General features: G+C 44.7%; 16 protein-coding genes. 4 read left to right on the top strand and 12 right to left on the bottom strand.

What is annotated here, in order from left to right; genetic code table 11:
• Positions 1 to 75 precede the first annotated feature (75 nt).
• The 9 genes from NDI48_04675 to asnB (NDI48_04635) form a co-directional block, all read right to left on the bottom strand.
• The gene (locus NDI48_04675) at positions 76 to 327 is read right to left on the bottom strand and encodes a hypothetical protein (protein ID MEP0830501.1); all 252 of its coding nucleotides are present in this window, start codon (positions 325 to 327) and stop codon (positions 76 to 78) included.
• A gap of 328 nt (positions 328 to 655) precedes the next feature.
• A complete protein-coding gene (locus NDI48_04670) occupies positions 656 to 2,581 on the bottom strand; it encodes a heparinase II/III family protein (GenBank protein MEP0830500.1) in 1,926 nt (641 codons plus the stop codon).
• Positions 2,578 to 4,827, bottom strand: coding sequence for a bi-domain-containing oxidoreductase (locus NDI48_04665; protein MEP0830499.1), 2,250 nt, complete (start codon positions 4,825 to 4,827; stop codon positions 2,578 to 2,580). The genes NDI48_04670 and NDI48_04665 overlap by 4 nt, the downstream gene beginning before the upstream one ends.
• A gap of 4 nt (positions 4,828 to 4,831) precedes the next feature.
• Positions 4,832 to 5,647: a class I SAM-dependent methyltransferase gene (locus NDI48_04660; GenBank protein ID MEP0830498.1), complete on the bottom strand. Its 816-nt coding sequence runs from the start codon at positions 5,645 to 5,647 to the stop codon at positions 4,832 to 4,834.
• Positions 5,634 to 7,346, bottom strand: coding sequence for a glycosyltransferase (locus NDI48_04655; protein MEP0830497.1), 1,713 nt, complete (start codon positions 7,344 to 7,346; stop codon positions 5,634 to 5,636). Before NDI48_04655 ends, NDI48_04660 begins: the two co-directional genes overlap by 14 nt.
• Before the next feature lie 143 nt (positions 7,347 to 7,489).
• Positions 7,490 to 8,302: a class I SAM-dependent methyltransferase gene (locus NDI48_04650; GenBank protein ID MEP0830496.1), complete on the bottom strand. Its 813-nt coding sequence runs from the start codon at positions 8,300 to 8,302 to the stop codon at positions 7,490 to 7,492.
• Complete coding sequence (locus NDI48_04645; GenBank protein MEP0830495.1) at positions 8,283 to 10,394, bottom strand: heparinase II/III family protein; 2,112 nt, start codon at positions 10,392 to 10,394, stop codon at positions 8,283 to 8,285. The genes NDI48_04650 and NDI48_04645 overlap by 20 nt, the downstream gene beginning before the upstream one ends.
• Before the next feature lie 22 nt (positions 10,395 to 10,416).
• The gene (locus tag NDI48_04640; GenBank protein MEP0830494.1) at positions 10,417 to 11,538 is read right to left on the bottom strand and encodes a transglutaminase domain-containing protein; all 1,122 of its coding nucleotides are present in this window, start codon (positions 11,536 to 11,538) and stop codon (positions 10,417 to 10,419) included.
• A gap of 768 nt (positions 11,539 to 12,306) precedes the next feature.
• Positions 12,307 to 14,205 (bottom strand): asparagine synthase (glutamine-hydrolyzing), encoded by a 1,899-nt coding sequence (gene asnB / locus NDI48_04635; protein ID MEP0830493.1) that lies wholly within the window; start codon positions 14,203 to 14,205, stop codon positions 12,307 to 12,309.
• Positions 14,206 to 14,422: 217 nt separating this feature from the next.
• On the opposite strand from asnB (NDI48_04635), the gene NDI48_04630 reads away from it, so the two are divergent.
• From NDI48_04630 to NDI48_04615, 4 genes are read left to right on the top strand one after another with little or no spacing between them, the layout of a single operon-like run.
• Positions 14,423 to 15,166, top strand: coding sequence for a class I SAM-dependent methyltransferase (locus tag NDI48_04630; GenBank protein ID MEP0830492.1), 744 nt, complete (start codon positions 14,423 to 14,425; stop codon positions 15,164 to 15,166).
• Positions 15,167 to 15,223: 57 nt separating this feature from the next.
• Positions 15,224 to 16,060 (top strand): class I SAM-dependent methyltransferase, encoded by an 837-nt coding sequence (locus NDI48_04625; GenBank protein MEP0830491.1) that lies wholly within the window; start codon positions 15,224 to 15,226, stop codon positions 16,058 to 16,060.
• Between the two features lie 30 nt (positions 16,061 to 16,090).
• A complete protein-coding gene (locus NDI48_04620) occupies positions 16,091 to 17,023 on the top strand; it encodes a class I SAM-dependent methyltransferase (protein ID MEP0830490.1) in 933 nt (310 codons plus the stop codon).
• 46 nt (positions 17,024 to 17,069) lie between these two features.
• Positions 17,070 to 18,890: a glycosyltransferase family 39 protein gene (locus NDI48_04615; GenBank protein ID MEP0830489.1), complete on the top strand. Its 1,821-nt coding sequence runs from the start codon at positions 17,070 to 17,072 to the stop codon at positions 18,888 to 18,890.
• Positions 18,891 to 18,955: 65 nt separating this feature from the next.
• Here the strand turns inward: NDI48_04615 and asnB (NDI48_04610) are convergent, their stop codons facing one another.
• The 3 genes from asnB (NDI48_04610) to NDI48_04600 all read right to left on the bottom strand — a co-directional run bounded on the left by asnB (NDI48_04610) (position 18,956) and on the right by NDI48_04600 (position 25,234).
• Complete coding sequence (gene asnB / locus NDI48_04610) at positions 18,956 to 20,908, bottom strand: asparagine synthase (glutamine-hydrolyzing) (protein MEP0830488.1); 1,953 nt, start codon at positions 20,906 to 20,908, stop codon at positions 18,956 to 18,958.
• Positions 20,909 to 21,183: 275 nt separating this feature from the next.
• Entirely contained in the window at positions 21,184 to 23,184 is a 2,001-nt protein-coding gene (gene asnB, locus NDI48_04605) for an asparagine synthase (glutamine-hydrolyzing) (GenBank protein ID MEP0830487.1), read from the bottom strand.
• A 91-nt stretch (positions 23,185 to 23,275) separates the two neighbouring features.
• Complete coding sequence (locus NDI48_04600; GenBank protein ID MEP0830486.1) at positions 23,276 to 25,234, bottom strand: class I SAM-dependent methyltransferase; 1,959 nt, start codon at positions 25,232 to 25,234, stop codon at positions 23,276 to 23,278.
• Positions 25,235 to 25,504 lie beyond the last annotated feature (270 nt).

Genomic DNA, 25,504 nt, shown 5'->3' with positions numbered 1-25,504 from the left:
GTACTCCAAAGGAGAACCCGAAGGGTAGGAGGACTTAGTTTATATAGCCGCGATTTTTAATCGCTAGGGATATTTCTATAAAAGAATATTCTGCAATCTAAAATACCCAATCTTGCAAGCCGCATAATCACATTGATTCAAGTAATCCAAAGGATGCCATTCATTTTTGCTAATCGATTCAAAATAGCTGCCATCCTGCGGTGCAACTTCCGGCTCTATATGTGTTACATCAGCATAGTATATATAGCAAATTTCATTAGTCTGAGTCCCAACAATATACTTACCTAGCGGCAAAACCCCAACTGAAAAACCAGCTTCTTCATACACTTCTCTGATTGCTGCTTCCTCTGGCGACTCCCCTTCATCTATCCCCCCAGTAATTGGGCAAGGATAAAGTCTATGTTCTTCGTTAATATCGGGAATATCGATACAAAGGGGCTGCTGCCTAATTAAAACTTCCTACTCTCCTGTATTAAATTTACTTTTTCTCATGAGAAATACCGCAACTGAATCTCTGCCTTTTCTTTCCAAGTAATGAAAACCCCTGGCAGTTTCCTTCACAGTAATCCAGTCAGTCCTAAAAATGGTTCTCTCTTTGTTCATTTGACAGAATTCAGCATTTTATTTATATTTCGAGAATTGAGCCTTACAAATCCTAGCTAGGCTCTATGAATAGCCCGTTTTCAAATTGAACTTTTCCTTTGCCATTGCTCCACTCCCAAGTCACTTTAGGGCTAAAGTCAAGCATCAATACTGTACAAATCGTCTTACCATCAGGGGGCAATAAACCCTGAATTCTTAGGCATCCACGCGGGTAACGCCGCCCAAACTCAGGGGCATACCAGGATTGAGAAGTGTCGGCATCCATCCAAGTTACCCGATCGCTTTCCTCTAAACCGAACACCTTAATATACAACCGCCTTTCATGCAGTTGGCAGCAATACTCATCCTGATCTGGGTCATAAACCAAACTTAAACCAGGTGCAAAGTGCAGCATAGAGGTATATTCAGTAGCAAGCGCTGTTTCCAGGCGATCGCCCTTTGGGCAGTGCTGTAGGCGATCGCCAATCACAATTTCTTGACTTCCTAAACCAACCCAACGCTGATGCACCGCATTTAGAGGCGGTTTGGCATAGCCGTTATGGGCAGCACTCACCCACTGCCATTCGTGAGATTTACCTGATCGCACATTGAAAGGTTGAGCTTTACGACCAACGCGGAAACTCCCCCAGACTTCAGATTGGTCTTGATTGGCAATCGCGATCGTATTATGAGCTAATGTACTGCGCTCGTAAGACCGAATCTCGCCCCCAGCGTATTGACTCGTGCCTGTATCAACAATGATGGGTTGACCGTTGCAGTATAAGTCTACGGTTAAACAGTCGGCATGAGCATGAGGTGGTAATTCATCGGGGCAAGGTGGGGCATAGTCGAAGGCAAGTTCTAACCCATTGGCATTGCGGAGGATAGAGTAGCCGGAATCAGGACAATGGCTGCTTGTTGTTAACGGTTGGTAGGGAAGTAAGGGCATAGGTGAGGCACCTGCCGCTTGCAGCAAGCGAGTACATAAAGCATCAGTCGAGTGATTTGGAAATTGCCCCAACAACTGGCTTACCCAACTAACAACCTCATCTAAGGGGTTAGCGATATTGTAGGCGGCATCATTCCACAAGGGATAAGCACCATTAGACAAGCGGATTTTGGTGGCAAAGTCCAGCATCCGTTTCAGGGGTTCGCTGATGCTTTCCGGTACCGTCCAATCCGCACTTCGCAGGCAAGCAACCGACTCAGCCACGAGGTTAAGGACGATGAGATGATACATCGGGCTGCGCTCGTAATGTCCGCCATCCGGGAGAATTTGGATGGCTAGCTGTCGGGAAAGTTGATCTAGGGCAATTTTTGCGATCGCTTCAGCTTGGGAATGATTAAAGTTCAAACCCCCAAGAATCAACGCTCTGAGATTTTCTAATAGATGATTGCCACCCGCAAAATATTCTTTGTGGCGATGCAGATACTGTACTTGAAACCACAATGAAGTCAGAACATCTGGTTCAGCTAAAAGAGGAATCGCTCTAGTTGCCAATATCCAGTTGACAATACGCAAAGATGTGGTATGAGGATGCCAACCATCAAAGGAACACAGGGGATTGGCGTTAATCCAGTCACAGATAAGGTGCTTGACCTGACTTAAGCTTTCACCCTCAATTTGCCCTTGTTGATAAGCTACGGTGAGGACTTCCCGTACCCAGTCGAAATAGTGCAGGTTAAATTGCCACAAACGAGGATAGTCTGGACTATTCCAAGTGATGGGAAATTTCAGTTCTTGCGGCTGGTTGAGAAAGGTGAGGGTGTAAGTGTCTTGAGGCGAGGGGATAGGGTTAAAGGGTTCGGGAAGTTCTAACGCTTGGAGATAGCCCTGACGTAAGGGAGGCGTTGAGATAGAGTTACCTACGGCTAGCGATTGGCGCAGGGGGAAGGGCAGGCGAGGAAGCGATCGCGATTGGATTTCAAATTGAACTCGCGCTGCTAGCTGACGGGGTGGAATATCGCGAATTGTACGAAACCAGCGGCCTAGATTCAATGTCTCGCTGCCTCCGCAATCTCGAAGCTGACGCGAGTCACCTCAACTAACTCCTCAAACGGAATGGGAGATGCTTCACCCGACTGAATAGCCTTGACAAAAGCGGCGGCACAGGCAGTATTGCCCTTATCCTGTCGCCATAAGTTCATGGTTTTAAATCCAGAGAAGCCGTAACTTCTTAACTTGCGGAAGTTATTCAACTGAAGGATATTGCCGGCACAGAAAACTTCTAATCGCTCTTTAGGAAAGGATTTGTGTCCGTTGGCTAAGTAGTGAACGCTGCCAAAGGAACCATCGGCAAAAGTGAGGGTAAAACTGACTTTATCCTCGCGAATTGCGATCGCTTCTTGCCCTCCTTTAGGTAAGGGAGATTGGGGAGGGTATTTCCTCAAACTTGTGGTTTGAACCGACACAATTGGAGAATCTGCGAGAAATCTCAGCAAGTCGATAAAGTGACACGCTTCCCCAATAATTCGCCCACCCCCAATCGCGATGTCCTGTGTCCAGTGTTCGGCTGGAATTACCCCGGCATTAACCGTCATGATCATTGCCTTGGGTTCTTTGAAAGGGGTAAGAAGGGTTTTGATTTGCTGAATTTGGGGGGCAAAGCGACGATTAAAACCGACCATCAGCACAGGGGCGGTACCAGAATTCGAGATAGAGGTATAGGTTGACTTGATTTCATTAAGTTGCTCACAGGTAATCGCCAAGGGTTTTTCGACAAAAACATGTTTCCCAGCGTTGAGTGCTTGGCAGACGAACTTCGCGTGAGTGTCGTGGCGAGTGGCAATCACTAAAGTGTTGATTTCGGAGTCAGTGAATAAACTGGCTGTATCCGTTGTTGCCTGCTGAATGCCAAATTTGCGACCGACATAAACGCCACTCGTCCCCCCACTGGTAGCAACAGCTTTAATCGGAACTCCGGTGGTTTTAAAGGCTGGGATTAAAACTCGGCTGGCGTAATTCCCTGCACCAATGCAGCCCAGGACGGCTTGATTTTGTCTTTTCTCTCCCCCTTGACCCCCCTCTATCCCCCCTTGGTAAGGGGGGAGGATAGGTCGAAACTTTTGTTCGTTTCCTTCTACAGTTCCAAGCTGAATGCTTGGGTTCAGCAGGTTATCAGCTAATTGGTACTCAAAATCCGGATATTGCAGCAGGATGCCGAGAGAAGGTTCATTGCTACCTAAGAGTTGGTACGCGGCAGGTGCTTGGTCGAGGGGAAAGCGATGAGAGATAAGAGGCGCTATGTCTAATTTGCCAGCAGCCAGCAGATCAAGAACGGCTTCAAAGTTCCGTTGTTCTGTCCAACGAACAAAGCCGAGGGGGTAGTCTTGTCCGCTTTCCTCGTAAGCTGGATCGTAGCGACCTGGGCCATAAGAACAGGAAACTTGAAAGGAGAGTTCTTTTTCGTAAAAATCTGCCCTGGAAAGTTCTAAACCCACAACACCCACTAAAACAATCCGACCCCGTTTGCGGCACATTTGGGCGGCTTGGTGAATGGGTTCGTTACTTTGGGTAGAGGCGGTAATCAAGACACCATCTACCCCTCGTCCACGAGAAAATGCGATCGCAGCAGCAACCGCATCTTCCCCACAGGAAAGATCTACGGTTTCCGCCCCAAATTGTTCAGCTAGGTTAAGCTTGTGGCGATCGAAGTCTATCCCTAAAACGCGGCAACCTTGGGCACGTAGTAATTGGACGGTTATTAAACCTATTAAACCAAGTCCGGTAACGACGAACGCTTCGCCTAAACTAGGTTGGGCGAGACGGATGCCTTGAAGAGCGATCGCACCCAGGACGGTAAAGGCGGCGGCTTCATCACTTACGGTATCAGGAATCTTGGCACAGAGGTTTTTCGGCACGCAGACAACTTCGGCGTGATACCCGTTAGAGACAATGCGATCGCCAATTCTAAACCCTTCTACTCCCGCCCCAACCTCTAACACCACTCCAGCATTGGAGTAACCCATTGCCAACGGTTGGTCAAGTTTGCTTTGAACCGCTTCCAGTGTCGGGATGAGTCCGTCCGTCTTAATTTTGTCCAACACCATACGGACTTTTTCCGGTTGTTGGCGGGCTTTATCGAGGAGATTCGCTTTGCCGAATTCCACCAGCATCCGTTCGGTTCCCGCCGAGACTAAGCTAGTTCGGGTACCGATGAGTAGATGACCGAATTTCACCTTCGGACAGGGAACATCTACAACCTCGGTACTACCCGTGCTAAGTGACTGAAGAATCTGTTTCACAACCTTACTTTGTCGCTTTAATTAGCATAAACAGCCCCTGATTGGGAAAAAAAGTGCGGATGATCCACCTTGGCCATAGCGATCGCGCCACCGTGAGCATCCAACCCTGATGACGTTGACCTGCTGATGAGGTCAAAAGGTCACCGTGAGTAAGAATTGTTTGAATCTCCACCGACTGAAACTTGCTCAGCAGTTGATGAGCTTCACTCACAGAATAAGCTTTCGTTCCCGGACTCTCTAAATATTTTCCATAAATTTCGTTCAAAGAGGTCAAGGGCTTGAACCCCAAAAGCGCATATCTAAGCCACAGCATGTAACCCACAAAACTGTATTTATGGTAAATCATGAGTTTTGCCACCCCTCCAGGTTTTAAAACTCTAAGCACTTCATCTATAGCTTTGACTGTATCAGGCGTGTGATGCAGGACGCCCCAGGAATAAACTAAATCAAACATTCCATCCTCAAAAGGTAGGTTCTCTGCATCGGCTACCTGTAATGTTGATGTCAACCCCAGTAGGTCAAACCTGCGACGAGTATGTGCGATCGCCCGTTGAGTCAAATCAATTCCGTAGAGAATGGCACCCGCTTCAGCCAACTTTTGATGGTCAGCCCCTAAGCCTATCCCTATTTCCAAAACATCTTTGCCTTTGTATCGGTCAAATTCAGCAAACTTTAAGATAAAAGGTTCTAGTTCATATCGCTGTTTAATTTGCTGGTGATAATCATCTTTATCCTGGGATTTCAAATACAGATTTTCACCACAAGCCGCTGCTTCCCAAAATTCGTGGACAGCTTTTTTATCTGAATTAATGATTGGCATTTTTTATAGTTTCTTGAAATTGGTTGTTTAAGCCTTCAATAATTGTTTTGACATGATGACTCCAGGTATAATGAGATAGTGCTTCAGCTCTAGCATTTTGACCTAGCGAAACCCTCCATTCGGCATTTTCAACCAGAAAAAGAATGCCATCAATTAAAGCTTGTCTATCTCCAGGTGGTGCTAAGACAGCTAATTCTGTTTCATCTCCGTTCGGCGCATTAAAAGGTAAGTGACCGACACGAAGACTATTTTGCAAAACTTGACCAATTTGTTCCAACTCTGACGCTAAAATAGCTTTCCCCATTACCATATATTCAAACAATTTCGTCGGTGAACCAAAGAAACGACTGCCATCACCATTGGGTAAATGGGGAGATAAGAGAATATCGGATGCCGCTAAATAAGCGGGGGCTTCTTCTTGTTTCACTAAACCTGTGAGAGTGACAAACGGTGCATAAGTTTCTCCAGTCAGTATTTCTCGTACCTTAGGCATTTTTAACCCATCGCCGATGAGTAAAAAATGCAGTTTTCGTTCTCGCAACCACTCTGAATTATTGTCAATCATTTGGCGAATAGCGGCAGCTAATACCTCTACACCATGCCACTGCCCAAATGTTCCAATAAAAGTGGCGACTATCGCATCCTTGGCAATCCCATAATCCTGACGCAATCGATCGCAGTCCTCCTGGCTGAAACGCCCCGGATCGAAAACGTTGGGATCGATACAGTTAGGGTAGAAGACAATGCGATCGCGCTCAACCCCTCTTTGGATTAACTCATCGCGCAATACGTCGGAAACCGTAACTATCAAATGAGCGTGCTTGAGGCAGACTTCCTCAACCAGAACCGCAAGGTCATGATACTTTAAAGGTCGTCCCCAGTTTTTCGCCACCCAAGCTTCAGAACCGTTGTATTCCAGAACTAAAGGTAGTTTCATTTCACGCGACAGCACCACCCCGGCATAGTTGGCGATGGACAATCTTTGGTAAATAAACGAATAGTGTTTTTGAGAGGCAAAGCGGCGAAGTTGCTCTACTACCATACGCTGAAAGCGGTAGTAGTTGAGTTCAGCGGGCATACTAAAAGCTTTCGGGGGTTGAAGTAACTGAAGGTTAACCCCTGGATTGAGCATCACACCCTCCCCCACTGAAGCAAAATCAACCGTATAATTTTGTTCCATCAGGGCGTTAACCACACCTGCAATATGCCCAACCGAACCTCCAGCCTTCACACCAAACCAGAGATTGGCATTTAAATACAGTAAATGTTGAACAGGGTGAGGGGATACACAGATACGCGCTTGCTTAACCAGCTGTGCCAATTCACGCTTACACTCAAGCATCGCTACTTGGGTTGCCACCGAGGCACCAGCCAGTGCCAGCATCGAGAGACTCGCTTTGCCACGAGATATGCGATCGCGTTTTAAGTCAGGATGAACCACCTCGATCCTGCGGGCATCTGAAACCGCTGCGATCGCTTCCAAAATAGGAAGAATGACCCGACTGTTAACATCCTCAATCGGTAGAAAAAGATAGTTTGCATTCAAAGAACGAAGGGTACGAATTAATTCAGGCAAGGGCAAGCGACGAAGTTCAGGTAGATTAAGATACGTCGGTGTAGAGCCAACTGACTTTTCAAAATGATTCCGAAAATCTTGGGACAATGGATAAACTATCAAGGCATAATCTAGCTTTTTCATCTCAAATTTTTCGCTTGTCTTCCCTTGATAAAGGGGGTTAGCCGGAGCTTTAGTGAGGAGGTCAATGTGTAGCCTAGTAAAAGTGGAAGGGTATTACATCTGTGGCACTATCGTGTTTATTGGTGGTTTTAAATCTTTTCCTTTCAGGAGAATTTTTTATCAGCTTTAATCATTAGATACCAACCACACCAACCCAAAATACGCTCTATTACAGAACGAGGCACTGGCGACAAATCCTGAAAACGTCCCAGGCTTACATGACACCTTGTAACTTCTACCCTAGAAAATTGAGAGAATAATGTTTTCGCCTGCCTGCGACTGTAAACCTTGACCAAAGGCATCGCCGAATCCAAATCACGGCGATATTCGATTTCTGACAAAAGTTGCCGCCATCCCTTGCGCCATAACCCACCCAAGATTAAGCCTTTCCATATCAGTACCCACAACATAAAATAAGAATACCGATGATACAGCCCAATGATTGCAGTCCCTTCAGGTCGTAACACCCGGTAGATTTCCCGAATAGCCGCCTCTGTATTCGGCGTATGATGAAGTACCCCAAACGCATAGACTAGATCAAAACTCTCGTCCTCGAAGGGCATCTGCTCAGCATCACCATAAATTGGAGTAGTACTCAGCCCTTCTAGTTTCAGATGTCGGGTTGTTTGCCTCAAGTGTTCCTGACTTAAATCTAATGCTGTCATGCGGTTGCCACCTTGAGCAAAGCGGAAGTGGTCGCTACCCAACCCCACACCAATTTCTAAAATATCCTTGTCCCGCCATTCCTCAAAATGCACCACTGAGTCAAACCAAGGTGCATACACTTTGTAGCGATGCTCTCGCACCGCTTGATAGAATTCCAAGGTTTCCGGAATTTTATCGGTCGCTGTACTCGCCCCGCAGGGGTCTTTGTCCCACTGTTTTTGGATTTCTAACTTATGTGCATTTAATTCCATTTTTGTCAAGCAGGTTGTAGACCCACTCAATTGAATTTGAGGGCAGGTTATCTGCTGGTATCAAGCCGATTATCAACGAAGTTTCTAAGGAACCGTTGCGCCGCCAAGCCAAACGCGGCGCTGATTTTACAACACCGTAGCTGGGGGAGATACGACCCATGCCCACTTCTAGTTGCCAGTCCTCAGCCTTACCCCAAACCAGAATAAAGTCTTGGTCGCACACTCGCAACCTTAGCTGCCCAGTTGCCACTTCCTGCACCACCACCTCAGGAGCTAAGTGTAAGGGGATATCGATTCGATGCTCCCCCGTTCCTTCAAACGCATCTTGTACAACTAAAGCATGGAGGATGTGGTTTAAGATAATAGTCCGCACGGGTCTTACAGGTTGGGCTAATCGTTGATAACCGCTATGGGAGCCACAAAAAATGTCTTGTTGAACATCGGTTTCCCAGCGTCGGACTTCCGGTAGGGCATCATTCTGGAGATTCCACAGATAATCGGGACGAATAAAACGATTAATTTCCTCGCCATCCACCTGTGGCGTGTTGTGATAAGCGGTTGAGCGAAAATTGTTGCGCTCTAGGTAAGACGCCGTATAGAGGTAAGCGCCACAATCGGAAATCAGGTGCACGCCGTTTAAAACCGCATCAAACGCCAAGCAGTCATTGTGACCATGCCCGCCTCGCCCTGCCAACCCTAATGGGCCACAATCAATAAAGATGCGATCGCCTTTGTCGGTGCCCTTTGGGCGATCGCATCCGTTCCGCATCACGTAAAAACCGCCATCGGGAAAGGCGATTGAGCGAGGCGCTAATGGTTTTTCAACATGGGTGAGCGAAGCAGCAGCAGTAGACCCCAACAGCCAAAAAATCTCACTACAAGAGCCTGCAAAGCCTTGGCACAATTCGGGAACAGTCCACGCCAGCCCAACTAAACCGAGCAAATATCGATGGTCGTTAATCGGCTGTCCGCCAAACGGCAACGCTCTAGCATCATCTGCATCACCCCACAAAGGAACGCTCTCACCGGGTCGAGAATAAGCCTCAGTGAAGTGTGCCATCGCTATCACTCGTTCTTTATAGGCACTGTTGACCTCTAAACCACAGGCTTCCCGATACAGTGCCGGAAGCAGAAATAACTCCAGTACCAAGCGGTGATAGGGCACGGATGCTTCAAAATCAACACCATCGGGGAAAACCTGGCGGGGGAGTTCTTCACTTAAAATATCCCAACCCAGCTTTTGCCAACGCTCTGGGGCAGCACCCTTACCAAAAAATAAACCCGCAAACACTAAACCTGCGGCATCGGCAGTGTAATGATTCCCATTAATGTCCGAACGTTCCAGATGACGCTCGGTAAATTCTCCATGTAGAAACAGAGTACGTAAAAAGCGATCGCGAAATCCAGTATCAGCCCACGCATTGCTGTGATGAAAGACATGAAAAAACCACGTCCAACTCAGGATACGCAGCGCCACTTCCATCGTGCAAACCCAATTCACACTATGGGCATAGGGATTGCTCGTGATCCAATCCTCTAATACCTCTCGAACCGCAACCGCATAGCGCTCATCTCCTGTTAGGAGGTATGCTTGTCCCACTGGTATGAGCCACTGTAAACGCGAAATTTCCCAAGGAATTTTCACATCGCTGGGGCGGTCTAGATTAGCGTATTCAATACTACGGATATAAGCCGATGACCAAGATATATCGGTTTTATAGTCTTTATGCCAATCAATCTTGCTGCCGAGTGCAATCAGCCCAGAACCCAGTAAATCAACCTGATGTAATAACGCACAATGAGCGGCGTTGAGAATGCGATCGTAATCGCCAGGACACAACTGCTCATAGTCCGCCGCGTTCAAGAAAGATGTATGAGCAACAAATGGACGCTGGCTCAAATAGTGCCAATAGGCATCCAGGTTGTCCTCTTCAGTAGCCTTAAGCAGTAGCCGCCCATTAAAACGTTTAGCACGAATTGGTGAGAGAAATCGGTCAGCTTCAGCCGTTAACTCGCTGTATAGACGCTGCGCGATAACCTTTGGGGGCTTTTGTAAGCCACGCTTCAACATCCCGATCCAGTCGCGACTCATGACCAGCCTTCTATTCCATCCATCATGGCTTTGAACTAACAGTTTGATTTTTGGCGATCGCAACGTTCTTCACGTTCCAGGTAGAAGACTGCATTTCATACGACCAATTTGCCAAAATAATTTTTATTGGCTTTGTTTCCTTGAGGCTGAACTTAGCCATCATATCTGATTTTTTAAAGCAATCGTCTTTGTCGGCATTCCTTGGGCAATTGCGCTGGCCTGACCAGTAGTAAGCTGTACTAATAAACTGCTGGGTTGTTGTATCCAATACACCAATATACAAGCCGCCATCGAGTACGTCACCTTTTACTCTAACTTGGTAGTCACCCCCCGGTAAAGATTCGGGGACTGACCAGAGTTGGTAACCACTATTGGATGCATCTGTTTTTACCCCAATGCCCTTTTCCTGGGAATTATTCCATACCTTCGCATTGGGTAAAGTCTCCCAACCCATCGGTAAATGCTCGCTCAAATCCCAATCACGCACTCTAGTTTCTTTCTCATTGTTTAAAGAGGGTGCTAAGGGTGATGATTGGACGGCATGACGCCATGTCGGGCCGGGTGGCATTGTCACAACAACTTTAAAGCTACCGGCATTTTTGGGATTTAATATCTCAATTTCACTAATCTCCACATAAGCCAGTACATCTTGGTAGGGAATGTAAAACTCTTGAAGCGAACGACGGGGCAAAACTGGGCGACCGTTAGTTGTAGAAATTGGGTTTTTCTTGGATAAGTAAGCCTGACGTAACTCCAAAGCCCCCAGTGGTTTACCATCCAATTCCCATTGAGTGTTAAAGGATGGGTCTTGCAATACCCAGCGCTTGTCTAAAAATACCTCAACGGTCGAATGCGTGTCTGGAATTTTTGCCGCAGAATTTTTTGGAGACTGGGTGCGGTTAACGGCTTCGTTATTGGCAAGGCTAACTAAACGTGCTGGAATATCAAACGCCTGAAGCAAACCAATGTAAGCTAAGGACATTCCTGTACATATCTGAGGAGATTGACCGGAAACGATCGCTTTGTACTTTTCAACCGTTAATGGAACAGGTACTTCTGCGATCGGGAGAAATATTTTATTCCGTGAGTAGACGTGGTCTCGGAGGATAATGGCACCCTCCCAGTCTGTCTTTGCCTGCTTCATCTCCGGAACAGTTTCTAATACCGCAGCTCTTAGATTAGAATAAATTGATTGGGTGTAATACGCTTCTGCGTTAGTGGCTAAATTAGCTAAACTCTCATTTTAACTATAAAGTTTTTGCAGCTCATTCTGAGGATGAAAGAAGGCTGTATGGGCTATGAATGAACGACTAAATAAAAACCCAAAACAGATCGAAAGACGTTTAAAATAGATTATTTTCTGCAAGGAAATATATTTGTTTTATAACAAGTGACAGCCAATTATCCCAGTAGCTCAGAATTGGCTTCTGTTCAAGGATAGTTGTTTTATTTACTCAGCTAGGCGGTAGCTATCCGGATGTTTTTATCTGTATAGTAGATGTCTAGGTTATTGATATTCCCGTCAAAAGCTTTACGATAAGAGCATCCCCTGTATGTCAGGTTGTAATACGCAAATCTTGTCCACTTGAAGAGAACTAATGATCTTTCCGGTCGCTACAAGTGAATTTTTGCAAATTTGAGATGCATCCCGTGGCGATCGCTCCTACTATGAGCTGATACAGCAGCAAGATTCGTTTCCCTAAGTGAAAAAGCAGACTTAGATATAAGGCATTTACTGAGGAAAGAACGAATAATACACGATCAACAGCAGGTACTAAAAATTAATATTTAATCAAATGCACTCGCTAAAATTATTATAAGCTATCAGCAATTTATAGGTGCAAAGTTAAAATCTGTATAGACTAATTACTTTCTCAAGGAAGCAAAATTTCAATCTGACTCTCCCTCGGTCTCATCTGATGTATTGCTTCCACCACAGAGCGAAATTCAGCAAGTACCAGAATTGGGCTCCTCGGTTCTGAGCAATCAAGCGATTTACCTCGACTTTATCTAAAAAATCGGTCTGAGAGCAAAAGTCGTTCAGTTCTTGACGCGCCTGTTCACCCAACTTATCGAAGAACCATTCATACACAGGAACTCCAAACCCTTGTTTTTTGCGGTCAATGAGCTCATCTGGAATTAAGCCACGCACTGATTTTTTAAGAATGTACTTTAATGTGTCGTTTTTAGTTTTGATGGCTTCTGGAATGCTCATCGCTAGCTCGACAACTTTGTGGTCGAGGAAAGGAACTCGCCCTTCTAAGCTGACTCCCATGCTCATTTTGTCAACTCGCATTAGTAAAAGTTCGGGAAGGCGCAGGTTGAGATCGACATAAGTCATCCAATTCAGGTGCGATTTTTCCCATGCTTTGGTTTCAAAACGCTGGTAAATCGGTTTTAGTATCTCCCAAGAGGTGAGGTGAGCAAATTTTTGGCGCAAGCGGGGCGATAGGATAGCTTGCTTTTGAGCTTCAGTAAACGCTTCTGCTCCACTCCAGAATACAGGCTGATTTGTAGCTCCCCGACGCAGGAGTTCGTAGTAAAGTGTTTGACTTTTCCCTGCAAGCTGAAGACCCAAAAGACCGAGTTTTTTGAAGATTTGGGGCAATGGCAGGGCATTGTAGCGTTGAAGCTGAAGGAGAATTTTCCAACTGGGGTAACCCCAGAATAATTCATCCGCTCCCTCTCCGACTTGGCAGACAATGACGCCATTATCTCTTGCCAGCTTGGAGACGTAGTAAACCGGTACACAAACAGGGTCGGCAATGGGTTCATCCTGGAGGTGTACCATTTGGGGAAGAAAGTCGATTAAGTCATCGATGGTGAGCAGACACTCGTGGTATTCTGCTCCAACTTCCTTGGCCATTGTCTGGGCGTAATGTAACTCATTTTGGTAGGTCTGATACTCGCCCTTGTAACCAATAGTAAAGGTTTTGACGTTTCCCCCTTCGCCTTCGGAAAATAAGGCGGCATTCGTGCTGGAGTCGATGCCACCAGAGAGAAAGACTCCTACGGGAACGTCGCTGACTTTACGCAGTTTCACGGCTGTTCGTAGTTCGGCGAGAATTCGGGAGGCAATTTCGTCTTCAGAAACACCTACCAATGGTGTGGTGTAGTCCCAGACGTCCCAGTAGCGATGTTCACGGATTTGTCCATCTTCTGTGACTCGTAGCCAACAACCACCCGGTAATTTTTTGATACCCTCAAAAAGGGTTTGGGGCGCGGGTGTGGTGAGGAAGGAGAGGTAGTGGTAAAAGGCTTCTTCGCAAACGGCACGTTTTTGGTCGGGGTCTTGCAAAAGAGCTTTGATTTCTGAGGCAAAGGTGATGCGACCGTTATGGATGCTGTAATAGAGGGGTTTGATACCGATGCGATCGCGAATCAACCATAATTCCCGTGATTGAGTATCCCACAGTGCGATCGCGAACATCCCCCGGAATTTGTGCAAACAGTCAATCCCCCATTGCTCAAACGCATGGAGAATCACCTCAGTATCTGAGTGGTCAGTTTTCCAGCGATGTCCGCCGATTTGTTCTAACTCAGTGCGAATCTCGGCATGATTGTAGATTTCACCGTTGAAAGTAACCCAGAGAGTGCCATCCTCATTGCACATAGGCTGGGCAGCCGCTTGGGATAGGTCGATAATTGATAGACGACGATGACCTAGTCCTACTTGCCCGTTTTGAGCAATCCAAATCCCGGCACCATCTGGCCCCCGGTGGAACATGGTATCCCGCATCCGAGTCAGGTATGGCTCAGTAACGGTGAAGGTGCTATGTTTAAACGTCAGTGCGCCAACAATCCCGCACATTGTGAAACCTACTTGTAAATCCTTGAGATAGTAGCATCGATCTGAGTTGCTTGAACCGCCAACTCATTGAAGCAATGGCAGAAAGGATAGACCACTATGCAATTAGCCAAACTGGGAGCAACCCTAGATGCACAGCTAAGGTTAGCGAATCATGCCTATTCGCTGCTAAGCTATTGACGCTTCAAAACACAGACGAGTTTCCTGTAGGAGGTAGATTATGGAATTCGAGACTTATGCGATCGAAGCTAAGGTAGCCGCCTACCACTGGTGGTTTGTTGGACGGCGTCACCTGCTATCAAAGCTTCTCAAGCAATTAGCGCTTCCCAAAGATGCTTCCATTCTGGACGTTGGTACTGGCACTGGCTCTAACCTATCTGTGCTGCGTGAGTTGGGTTACACTGCTGTTAAAGGTATTGACAGTAGTATTGAAGCCATCCATTATTGCCATGAAAAAGGTTTTAAGAATGTAACTTTGGGGGATATTGGCAATTTACCTTTTCCGGATGGTACGTTTCAACTCGTCCTTGCTACTGATGTAATCGAGCATATCGATAATGATTTAGCCGCGCTATCAGAAATTCGCCGCGTTCTTGCTTCTGAGGGCCGAGCAATTGTAACAGTTCCTGCCTTCAAAATTCTTTGGGGAACCCAAGATGAGGTTTCTCACCACAAAAGAAGGTATTTAAAGAAAGAACTTTTAGGAAAAGCCAAAAATGTTGGATTTAATTGCCTAAATATATTTTATTTTAATTATATTTTGTTCTTGCCTATTCTGGCGGCTAGGAGTGTTATTAAGTTATTAAAACTGGGAGTAAAAAATGAAAATTCAATTAATAACGATTTTTTAAATAATTTATTCAAGGTTATTTTTACATTTGACGTTATGTCATCTCCAACCTTATCACCTCCTTTCGGCGTTTCTATATTGGCACTGTTGGACAAGCCAGACAAAGGCACTTAAATTGCAATGAAATTAATGTCATTCAATCATTAGACTTAGGTAGTAAATAGGGATATTATGACCGATCAAATTTCTCAAAAAACGATTGATGATTTCGGTAAGCAGTGGAAAACTTATCAAGATAACCAAGGATACTACGGGTCATCTGAACTATTTACTGACTGTTTTTCTCCCTTAGTTACTCCCGGCGAAATAAGAGAGAAACGCGTGGTAGATATCGGAAGTGGTACGGGTCGAATCGTTCAAATGCTCGTAGAACATGGGGTATCAAAGGTTTTAGCGATCGAGCCTGCCTCAGATGCCTTCGCGGTTTTGTTGAAAAATGTTAGTAACATTCCTGACAAAGTAACCTGTTTAAATGTAACAGGCGATCGCCTACCTGCTACAGAAGACTTTGATTATGTCTTTTCTGTAGGGGTTTTACACCACATTCCTGAACCTGTACCAGTTGTCAAAGCGGCTTACTCAGCTTTAAAGCCGGGGGGGAAAATTGCGATTTGGGTTTATGGCCAAGAGGGAAACGAACTGTACCTTTTCTTTGTTAAACCCCTGCGGAAAATTACGAGTTTACTGCCTCACCAATTATTGGCAGGTTTGAGCTGGATTTTTTATCTTCCTCTATTTGCCTACATCCAATTGTGCAAAATACTTCCTTTGCCCCTACATAAATATGTAACCAATGTGATCGGGCGAATGTCACCCGAGAAACAGCAGCTCATCATCTACGACCAACTCAATCCTGCTTATGCAAAGTATTACAGGCGTGATGAGGTTATCTCCCTCTTGCAGCAAGGTGGCTTTGTCGATATTGCTGTTCATCACCGACACGGATACAGCTGGACAGCGGTTGGAACCAAGCCAATCAATAAAGAGACAAGTAGTACCGCTACATAAAGAATCAGTTCACTATTTTTTAGCATTCAAATGATGAATGTATCCAAATTCCTTACCTTATTGCGTTGTCCTCAGTCTGGCGAAACTCTGCAACTAAAAGATAGGCAGATAGCCAATCTCTCAGGGCAATACTCTTATCAAATCAGCACCTCAGGTATTCCTCTGTTCGGGGAACAAGTTTGTTCACCAGATGCACGGATACAACAGCAGCATTATGAAGCGATCGCCAAAGCCTATTTACAAAATCTAGCTTATCCCCATACCCAAGAGTATATGGACTATCTCGACCGAGTACTCTTAGCAGCTGTTAAGGATGCTCATTTGGGAACCGTGGCAGAAATTTGTTGCGGACGGGGTGAAGCCTTTCTGCTTCTGGGGGAACGTGTCGAGCGAGGGGTTGGAGTAGATATATCTTTATCCATGTTGGAAAGTGCCCAGACAACGCTACCCAATGAAAATCTCTTCTTTGTTCAGGGCGATGCGACGCAATTGCCCCTACAAAGCGAAGCCTTCGATAGCGTGTTCATGCTAGGTGGTATCCATCATGTACGCGATCGCAAACAGCTGTTTTCAGAAATCTTTAGAATCCTGAAGCCCGGAGGCCAATTTATATTTAGAGAACCATTAAGTGACTTCTTTCTTTGGCGTTGGCTCAGAGCAATTATTTATAGACTTTCTCCTGCTCTTGATCACGAAACAGAATGCCCTCTCTTGTATGAGAAAACAGTACCTATTCTTCTCGATGTTGGCTTCCAATTAAGTCAATGGCGTAGTTATGGGTTTCTCGGTTTTTGTTTTTTTATGAACAGTGACGTTTTAGTTGTAAATGGGTTGCTACGTTTCATTCCTGGCATTCGAAGTCTGACACGACTTGTAACGCAATTTGATGATTGGGCTGTCCGATTACCTGCCTTTAAACGGGCTGGATTACAGGTTATTGGTCGAGCGCAAAAACACGTTTAGGCACCTCTATAAAAACTAAAAACTTTCTTGTTCAACCACTAGCCTAATGAAAAAAATTGAATTTCTGTTGCCACTTGAACGATGGAAAGTCTTCGGATTTCCTAGTTTAACGCTACTGATTCTCTTAGCTTTTTTACCTCTGGGATTTTGGGTTCGGTATCAGTTCTTTCTGCTCAATGGAGGTCTTTCGGAATCTTATATCGATTGGTCCTTAGCTCATTATTTCGGTGGCATAACAATTAAATATGTGCAGGGTGCTGACGATATATTACATCTCCGACCTTGGTCTATCACCTTCTATCCTCCAGGTTATTCTTTATTTATTGCAATCTGGCAATTTTTTGGAATTAATAACCTTCAGACGATTCGCCTAGTTCAAGCGGCTATTGATTGCTTGACCGTTTTTCCTATTTTTTATGTTTTAATTCGGCTGGGCGTTCGACCCATAATTTCGCTGTTCGCTGCTGGTGTTTACACTGTCGCACCTTTGTGGACTTTTGGCAGCATTATGCTGCTTGCCGAAGCTCTCTCCCCTCCACTTATGGCATGGTTGATTGCCTTAATAGTCTTTGTTAGCCGTCGCGATAAGATGCTTCTCTGGCTGGTAACTGGCTTTTTGGTAGCTGTGTCGGCTTTAATTCGTCCTGATTTGGTTCTCTTTATCTGTCCACTCTTGCTCTGGGCTGTATTCACTGCTCCTGCTGAGCGAAGAATTCATGCAGTGACAATGATTATTATTGGATTTTGCACCCTCATGTTTTTCTGGGGAGCTTATCACAAAATTAATAATGGACATTGGATCTTTACCTCTAATGCAGGAAACTATGCTCTTTGGTGTGGACTTGGACAGTTACCCAATGATTACGGCTATTTTGTCAATGATGACAAAGCAGCTAAACTACTTATGCAACAAGGTATCGAGTGGCACTCAGCGGCATCAGAAAAGTACTGGAGAGCCGCTTACCAAAATGCATGGCGCGAACATCCTTTGTATGTTTTGACTACTATTATCTGGCGATTTTCAAAAATTGTATTCGATCATCAATCATACCTTGGTATACCTGACTATTTTAATTTGATTAATAATTACTGTACTCAATACGGTTTTTGGATATTTTGTCTATCTATAATAGTGCTTATTTTAAAAAAAAATTTTTCTACTGCTTACATCATTTCAATTCCTTTAATTTACGCAATGGGTAGCTTGGGTCTTGTTTACTATGAATCCCGTTATATCAGGTACGTACCTCTTAGTTACATTTTTGCCGCTGCAATTCTGATTAATCTCCTATACAGTGAATTCGTATCACTCTCACCAATATTGAAAAAAAGAGTAGTTGCACTGGGACTAGCAGTATTTGCATTAATTGTTATCGGCAACTATGCAAGCATAAATCTGCTGGCGTTGAATGAGGAGAGTACAAAGGTGTTAGTGGGAAACGAAATACGTCTAGCGGTTGCAGAGGGACGAACAAAGCCCATTACAACATTAAAAAACCTCCACTGGACGAAGGCGTTACCTGATGTTTCCTTCAAGGCTGAATCAGATAGCCTGCTACGCGTGACAACAAGCCCAGGTCGGAGCCATTATCAACTCATGGCTCCTATTCCTGTTTCCAACTTCTCCGTCATGCATGTTGAATATGACGTTCGAGTAGATGATGGCGGGATGGCTTTGGGGCTACTTTTGCCCGATGGAAGCAGATTTATCGATGTGAAGACTTTAAGCAAGCCTGGTGACTATGTTGACTCTTGGGATGTACCCTTAAAAAATCTACAAAGTGTCACCTTAGTGTTGCTGAATTCGCGATCAGAAGATAGGCAATCCCGTTTTGTTGTTAGAAAACTCAACCTTTATGCTCGATGAGAGAGGCTTTCCAACATCCAATTATTCCCTAAGTAAAAAGCTCCTGAAAAACTGATTTGAAACTTTTAAGGAGTAGTGTTTCCAATCAATGCTATAGGACTTACAAGGTCTCTCTTCCCTTGACCAGCTGAACCCCATTGGTCATACCAAAGTTCAAACATCAACAAAGTCCATAACAATTTCCGGTGGTCAAACTGACCTGTCAGGTGTTCATTGACCAACTGTTTTACATAGCCTGCATTGAAGAGTCCTTCACGTTCCAACCGCTCCTTAGAAAGCATATCTTCCAGTAGAGGGCGCAAGGGGCCAGCCAACCACTTCGCCACTGGCATGTTAAACCCCTTCTTGCCTCGCTGTAGAATGGCATCAGGTAAACGGTCTCGCATCACCCGCTTTAAGATGTATTTGGTTGTCAGACCGCGCAACTTCAGACTATGAGGTAAACCAGACACGTATTCTACGAGCGTATGATTGAGCAACGGTACGCGCACTTCTAGCGAGTTAGCCATACTGGCTCGATCTACCTTGGGCAAAATATCCCCTTCTAGATATAACTTCATATCGCTATACAAAAGCTGATTCAGGGCTTCCTTTGCTTGAGAGTTACGTTGATAGTCAAAGGCTACCTGGTAGGTATCTTTTTCTCGTAACTGAGTCCAAGGCTGTAGGAGTTGCTGCTTCTGGGCTGACGTAAAGGAACCCAACCACTGCTGATGGCGAATCACTAATGGCAAACCCCGACCCGCAATAAAACGTCGAATTTTAAAATCCAAGCTGATGTTATCAAAAGAAACAGGCATTCTGTCTACAACCCACGGCACTAAGCGATGACGAACAACGCTAGGCAGGAGCGACTCGTAATACTCCACTAGTCGATGAGCCTGAAGCGTAGAATAGCCTGCAAAAAGTTCATCCCCACCATCACCCCCCAAAGCTACCTTGACATGATGGCGAGTGAACTGTGAGAGCAGAAAGGTTGGTATGAGAGATGAGTCACCTAACGGCTCGTCAAGAAACTTGGCAGCCTGTGGCACTAAATCCAGTGCCATTTTAGGGGTCAACGTTAGTTCATGGTGTTCAGTGCCCAAGTGCTGAGCCACCTGGTGAGCATAGTTAGATTCGTCGAAAGATACATCGTCAAATCGAATTGAAAAGCTCTTGACCCGTTCTGGTGCTATCTCTGACATAAGTGCCGCCACAGCACTGGAATCAATTCCACCGCTGAGCAAAACGCCAACGGGTACGTCGCTAACCATCTCCTTGCGTACAACTTCTCTGAGAATTTCTAGGAGTTCGTTTTCATACTCAACCAACCGCTTAGGTTGAATATTCTCACTACGAGCGAGATTAACGTCCCAGTACTGCCAAATCCGCATCCGCCCCTCAGAAAAGGACAGCGCGTGTCCTGGTGGTAGCTTGGATATGCCTTGAAAGATGGTTCGCGGTGTAGGAACGTATTCAAAACTCAGATACTCGTTGAGCGCTACTAGATCGACTGTGCGGGGTATACCCGGATAGGTCAGAATCGTTTTCAGTTCAGAACCGAAGATCAGTGCACCATCATGCAGCGCGTAATATAAAGGTTTAATGCCCATGCGATCGCGAGCCAACACCAATCGCTGACGTCGGCTATCCCACAACGCCAGAGCAAACATCCCATTTAGGTGCTGTAGAAACTCATCACCAAACTCTTCATAAGCATGGACAATGATTTCCGTATCAGTATGGGTGTAAAAGTGATGTCCGCGTCGCGACAGTGAGTGAGTAAGTTCCGGATAGTTGTAGAGTTCGCCATTGAAGACAACCCAGATTGTCTTATCCTCATTGTGAATGGGCTGTCGCCCACCTTCCAAGTCAATAATCGATAGCCGCCGGGAACCTAAGCCAACGTTACCGTCCACATGAATGCCCTGCTCATCAGGGCCACGATGCACGATGGTAGAAGACATGCTTTCGATGAGCTTGGCGTCCACTGGTCTATCATGCTCGGCGAATATCACACCACAAATACCGCACATAATAAATTGCTCTTAATTGGGACAAGGCTTTGGGAAGATTCTAGCAGTATCAGGAGACGCTGTTATAACTCTAACTCCATGCAGTCTTGACCATAACATTTATTGAACGTTCGTTCCTTCCGTTATTGTCTTGGTAATACAAAATAGCTTGGCACAAGCTACGAAATAAATTGCTATATAGAAAGAAAATAAAGCATGAGTATCCTTTATTTTTGGCGTTTTCACTTTTGTTTCTGTCAAACGCCCGAATACATTCCTGGGGCTTGAGACGGTGGCTAAAAACAATTCTTGTTACCCACGACCCATGACTCGTACCAAAGTACAGCATTTAGCACCGTCCACAGGTGAAAGCTGTAGCCGCCACCTTGGTGCATCTGATGTTTGAGCAAGTCCGTAAAATATTGATTATCTAAAAATCCTTCTTTTTTAATCTGCGATCGCTCAAAAGCAGCCAGACACCGCTGACCAAAATCTCCCTCCTTAAACCACTCCTCCATCGGTGCACCAAAACCTTGTTTTTTCCGGTAGATCATATCATTGTCAAGGTAAGGTGCAACAGACTTCTTGAGAACTAACTTACCTACCCCATCGCGCAGCTTGTAGGTAGGCGGTAGTCGCGTGGCGAATTCCACAACTTCATGATCGAGAAAGGGCACCCTGGCTTCGATCGCATGAGCCATTGTCAATTTATCGACCCGCATGAGCAAATGTTCTGGCAAACGCAGCTTCATTTCCATGTAGGGAATCTTTTGCAGTACCTCAGGTTCCACCAAGTGACCATTCAAGCCACCCAGGTAATGGCTGACCACTGAATGGCTATCGATAAGCTGGTGACTCTCTGGCAATAATCCCTCAACCGGACATTCAAGAGTCTGCTGGAACGGTGCGGCGTCTGGTGTGAGTTGGCGGCGCATCTCTCCCCACCAGCAAACGGCCCCACCCCAGAAAAGTTCCTGACCTGCCTGAGCCCGACGCTGAATCTCCCAGTCTTCTCCACTCAATCCCGGCAAAGTGGCTTTACCTCTAGACAGAAGACGTTGCCACCAACTCACTTTGTGCTGAGCCGCCTGGTAAACCGTTTCATACTTATGACGATAATGTTCGCACCACCAGTAACCTAGGAAGTTTTCGTCCGCCCCTTCCCCTACCTGCACGACTGTAGTACCACTGTCTCTGACTAAGTTAGCCAAAAAGTAAAGCGGTATACAGACATTATCCGCAATGGGTTCATCCTGAAGTTGAACTAGCAGAGGTAGGAACTCTTGCATCTGTTGCCGATTAATCAGCGCCTCGTGGTGTTCTGTGCCATAGCGTTGGCTGATTCGGCGAGCAAACTGGAATTCGTTGTAATCTTCTTTACCCTCGTAGCCAATGGTGAAGGTCGTTACAGGCCGATCCATCAGTTCGCTCATCAGAGCTACATTGAGGGAAGAGTCTACACCACCGGAGAGTAGAACACCAAAGGGTACATCCGAAACCATGCGGCGGGCAATCGATCGCTTGAGCAACCCGGTTAACTCCGCTACGGCTTCTGTTTCGCTCAAATCCTGTTCGGTTAGAGTGTTAGCGGCATCAGGCTGACAATTCCAGTATTGATGAGCCGTAGCTTTCCCCGTATGGTCGATCGTAATGGTGTGACCGGCTGGCAGTTTAAAAATCCCCCGAAACAGAGTTAGGGGGGCGGGGGTGACGATAAAGGTTAGGTAGTGCCAGAAAGCGGTGCGATCCATTTCTGGCGTTAAATCGGGGTGAGCGAACAGCGCCCGGATTTCGGAGGCAAATAGCCATTCTCCTGATCGCGTTTTACTAAAGTACAGTGGCTTAATCCCGATGCGATCGCGCACCAAGTGAACAACTGGCTTGTCTGGATTTCGGGCGTCATAAATCGCAAAGGCAAACATGCCGTAGAAGCGCTGGACGCAATCCAATCCCCACTCTTCATAAGCGTGCAGCAGGACTTCTGTATCAGAGTGGTCGCTTTTCCAGTGATATTTACCTAATGCCTCCAACTCCTGCCGAATTTCAGCGTGATTGTAAATTTCGCCGTTGAAGGTTAGTACCACTGTACCGTCCTGGTTTAACATCGGTTGAGCGGCGGCATCAGATAAATCGATGATGGATAAGCGGCGGTGTCCCAAACCACACTTCCCATTTTGCGATCGCCACAAACCCGCCCCATCTGGCCCTCGATGCGTCATGCGATCGCGCATGGCGATTAGGACTTCTGAACTACAGACCTCGCCAGTAGGTTTATAAGTACCAACAATTCCACACATCGCCACACCTGTGTTCTAGAAACTATTTTGTAGAGTTTTTATATTAATAGTTTTGTATTATAGATTAACTAAGTAAATTTATATTTTACAGTTAATCTAATTTCAAGAAACTCTTAATATGATGGTAGGTATTTCTAATCTTTTTTTCTATGGCTATAATAAAATTATCGTTGACTTCTGCTTGCACATCATTAATTTTAGCTTGTAGGTTGGTTAGCATTTCATCTCTTTTAGTGACTTCTGCTTGTAGATTGGTTAGTATTTCATCCCTTCTATTAACCTCAGATTGTAGATTTAATAGAGCATTTTCACAAAGCTTTATCATCTTATAATTTTGATGTCTCGGATCATAATCATCAAAAGTTATTTTTCTATCTATATCGTGATTTATTTTTATTTTTTCAGTGATATTATTTGTTGGTAAGTCTAAAAATTCAGAATCCTTGGGTTCCATGATAACCAGGCAAGTTTTCCCAGAGCTAGCTGGAAAACATCCAAAATAATTTAATTCGCTCAAATCTAAAACTTCCATATACTGGATTTTTAGCCCAACTATTTGAGCTACAATCCGAATCGACTTTTCATCAGCTTTCCAAAAATGTGCTTTTAACTGATAACTACTACTTTTATAATCTAGGGGAATTAGCGCATACAATCGTCCTTTAGCATGAAGAATTCTTCTAATTTCTTTGAACGCATGTTCGGGATTATAACTATGTTCAATTACGTTATCAGCAATAATAGTATCAAACGAATTATCTAAAAAAGGTAACTTATGAATATCTGCAATGATGCCATGACCTCCTAGTTTGTTGATTTCATGGGCTTGATTAATTCGTAAATCTACTCCAATATATTTTTCCGTTCTTTCTATTATCCTACGGGCAATTAAACCGTAACCTGAGCCTATTTCTAGCGTTTTCCCCAGAGATGCCGGTAACAGTTCAATCAGTTTCTCTCCGTCAGGCGTTAGCGTAGTGCGCTCTTCAAGGTATTGATGGAGATCAACTTGAGATTTAAGAATGGAATTAATATCATAAAAACCTGTTTCTAGGGATTTTTGACGTAGGTCTTTTAAAAAATCAAACGAATTCCATATCCAATTTTCTTTTTCTAAATGCTTATAGTCATCAACAGAGAAATTTTGCAAAAAATCTTCTACGTCAAATAACAGTAACTGTAAAATATCGTTTGGAGGCGCGCTCCAGTTATAGACATGAAAATAATGCCACAGTGAGATCAAATCTGAGTTCAAATTCAGTTGTTCTAAATAGGTCTTTCTTAGATTTCGGCTTAAAGCGACGGTGAGTCTGTATAGACTATCTGTAGTGTAACTTGTAAAAAGTTGTTTTAAATTAGTATGTTCACCCTGAATTAGTTGCAATCCGTCTATATGCGGTATTTCCATCACAGCATTTTGAGTTAAGTGAAAAGACGGGGTGCGTATATCGAAATTAAGTGGAGTATAAGCCTCATACTGATAATAAGGAATCAATTCATTCTTTTTTCCATAAATATCGAGGGATAAATCACAATTTATTTCGTGTGTTTTAGCAAAATCAAGAATTGATTGAGAATCTGATAAATCAAAGTTTTTATCTATAATTTGAAAACTAATTTTAATGGATAGATTTTTTCTAATCTCGATACTTTGAAGATATTGCAATGCTTCCCATAAATCTGTGCCATCTTGTCGGGGAACGCGAGATAAGCTAATTCCTAGAGTTGGCTGTATATTTTTTTCTATTAATTCTTTAAGAAAGATATAAACGGCTTCACGCCATTCTTGGTTGATTTCATGATTTTCGGGTAATTCAATCAAATGTATAGCGTCATTAATCAAGTTACTATATTCTATAATTCGATTCAAGTATTTGTTTATAACTTGACTAGATTCAAAGCATCCTTTAGACCATTTTAATCCAAATGTAATAGCCTGTTTGCGGATAACACCGCCGATCACATAGCAATCTCGACCATCAAGGCAAGCATCTTTTTCAAGCAATGTTACTCCAGCAACTAAACCTACTAACTGTTCAGCCTCTTCCAAGGTTAGTGTTAGTTCCGGGGATAAAGGTTGAATCCAAAGAATCCTTTGTGGATAAACTAGGGTAGACCTCAACCTAGCCATTCTGTGGGCAAAAGATATGAGGTCGGCGTCAGTAGTGGGCATCTCTTCAGGTGGGAGCATCCACACTGTGCCTGGTTCAGCATTTAGCCTAGATTCTATAACTTCTATCGAGGGAAATCGCTGGGTTAGCAACAGTAACCTATTGTTGACCATGTACTTAACAATTTACAATTAGAGCTTATGATTTTG

Origin of the sequence: Microcoleus sp. AS-A8, from assembly GCA_039962225.1 — a bacterium.
In the GTDB taxonomy this organism is placed as follows: Bacteria; Cyanobacteriota; Cyanobacteriia; order Cyanobacteriales; family Coleofasciculaceae; genus Allocoleopsis.
This window is presented reverse-complemented; position numbering and strand designations above follow the sequence as displayed.

Coding starts and splice junctions, on each gene's coding strand:
- NDI48_04660 (MEP0830498.1), bottom strand. CDS start 5,647: ATGCCAATCATTAATTCAGATAAAAAAGCTGTCCACGAATTTTGGGAA.
- NDI48_04655 (MEP0830497.1), bottom strand. CDS start 7,346: ATGAAAAAGCTAGATTATGCCTTGATAGTTTATCCATTGTCCCAAGAT.
- NDI48_04650 (MEP0830496.1), bottom strand. CDS start 8,302: ATGGAATTAAATGCACATAAGTTAGAAATCCAAAAACAGTGGGACAAA.
- NDI48_04645 (MEP0830495.1), bottom strand. CDS start 10,394: ATGAGTCGCGACTGGATCGGGATGTTGAAGCGTGGCTTACAAAAGCCC.
- NDI48_04640 (MEP0830494.1), bottom strand. CDS start 11,538: ATGAAGCAGGCAAAGACAGACTGGGAGGGTGCCATTATCCTCCGAGAC.
- asnB (MEP0830493.1), bottom strand. CDS start 14,205: ATGTGCGGGATTGTTGGCGCACTGACGTTTAAACATAGCACCTTCACC.
- NDI48_04630 (MEP0830492.1), top strand. CDS start 14,423: ATGGAATTCGAGACTTATGCGATCGAAGCTAAGGTAGCCGCCTACCAC.
- NDI48_04625 (MEP0830491.1), top strand. CDS start 15,224: ATGACCGATCAAATTTCTCAAAAAACGATTGATGATTTCGGTAAGCAG.
- NDI48_04620 (MEP0830490.1), top strand. CDS start 16,091: ATGATGAATGTATCCAAATTCCTTACCTTATTGCGTTGTCCTCAGTCT.
- NDI48_04615 (MEP0830489.1), top strand. CDS start 17,070: ATGAAAAAAATTGAATTTCTGTTGCCACTTGAACGATGGAAAGTCTTC.
- asnB (MEP0830488.1), bottom strand. CDS start 20,908: ATGTGCGGTATTTGTGGTGTGATATTCGCCGAGCATGATAGACCAGTG.
- asnB (MEP0830487.1), bottom strand. CDS start 23,184: ATGTGTGGAATTGTTGGTACTTATAAACCTACTGGCGAGGTCTGTAGT.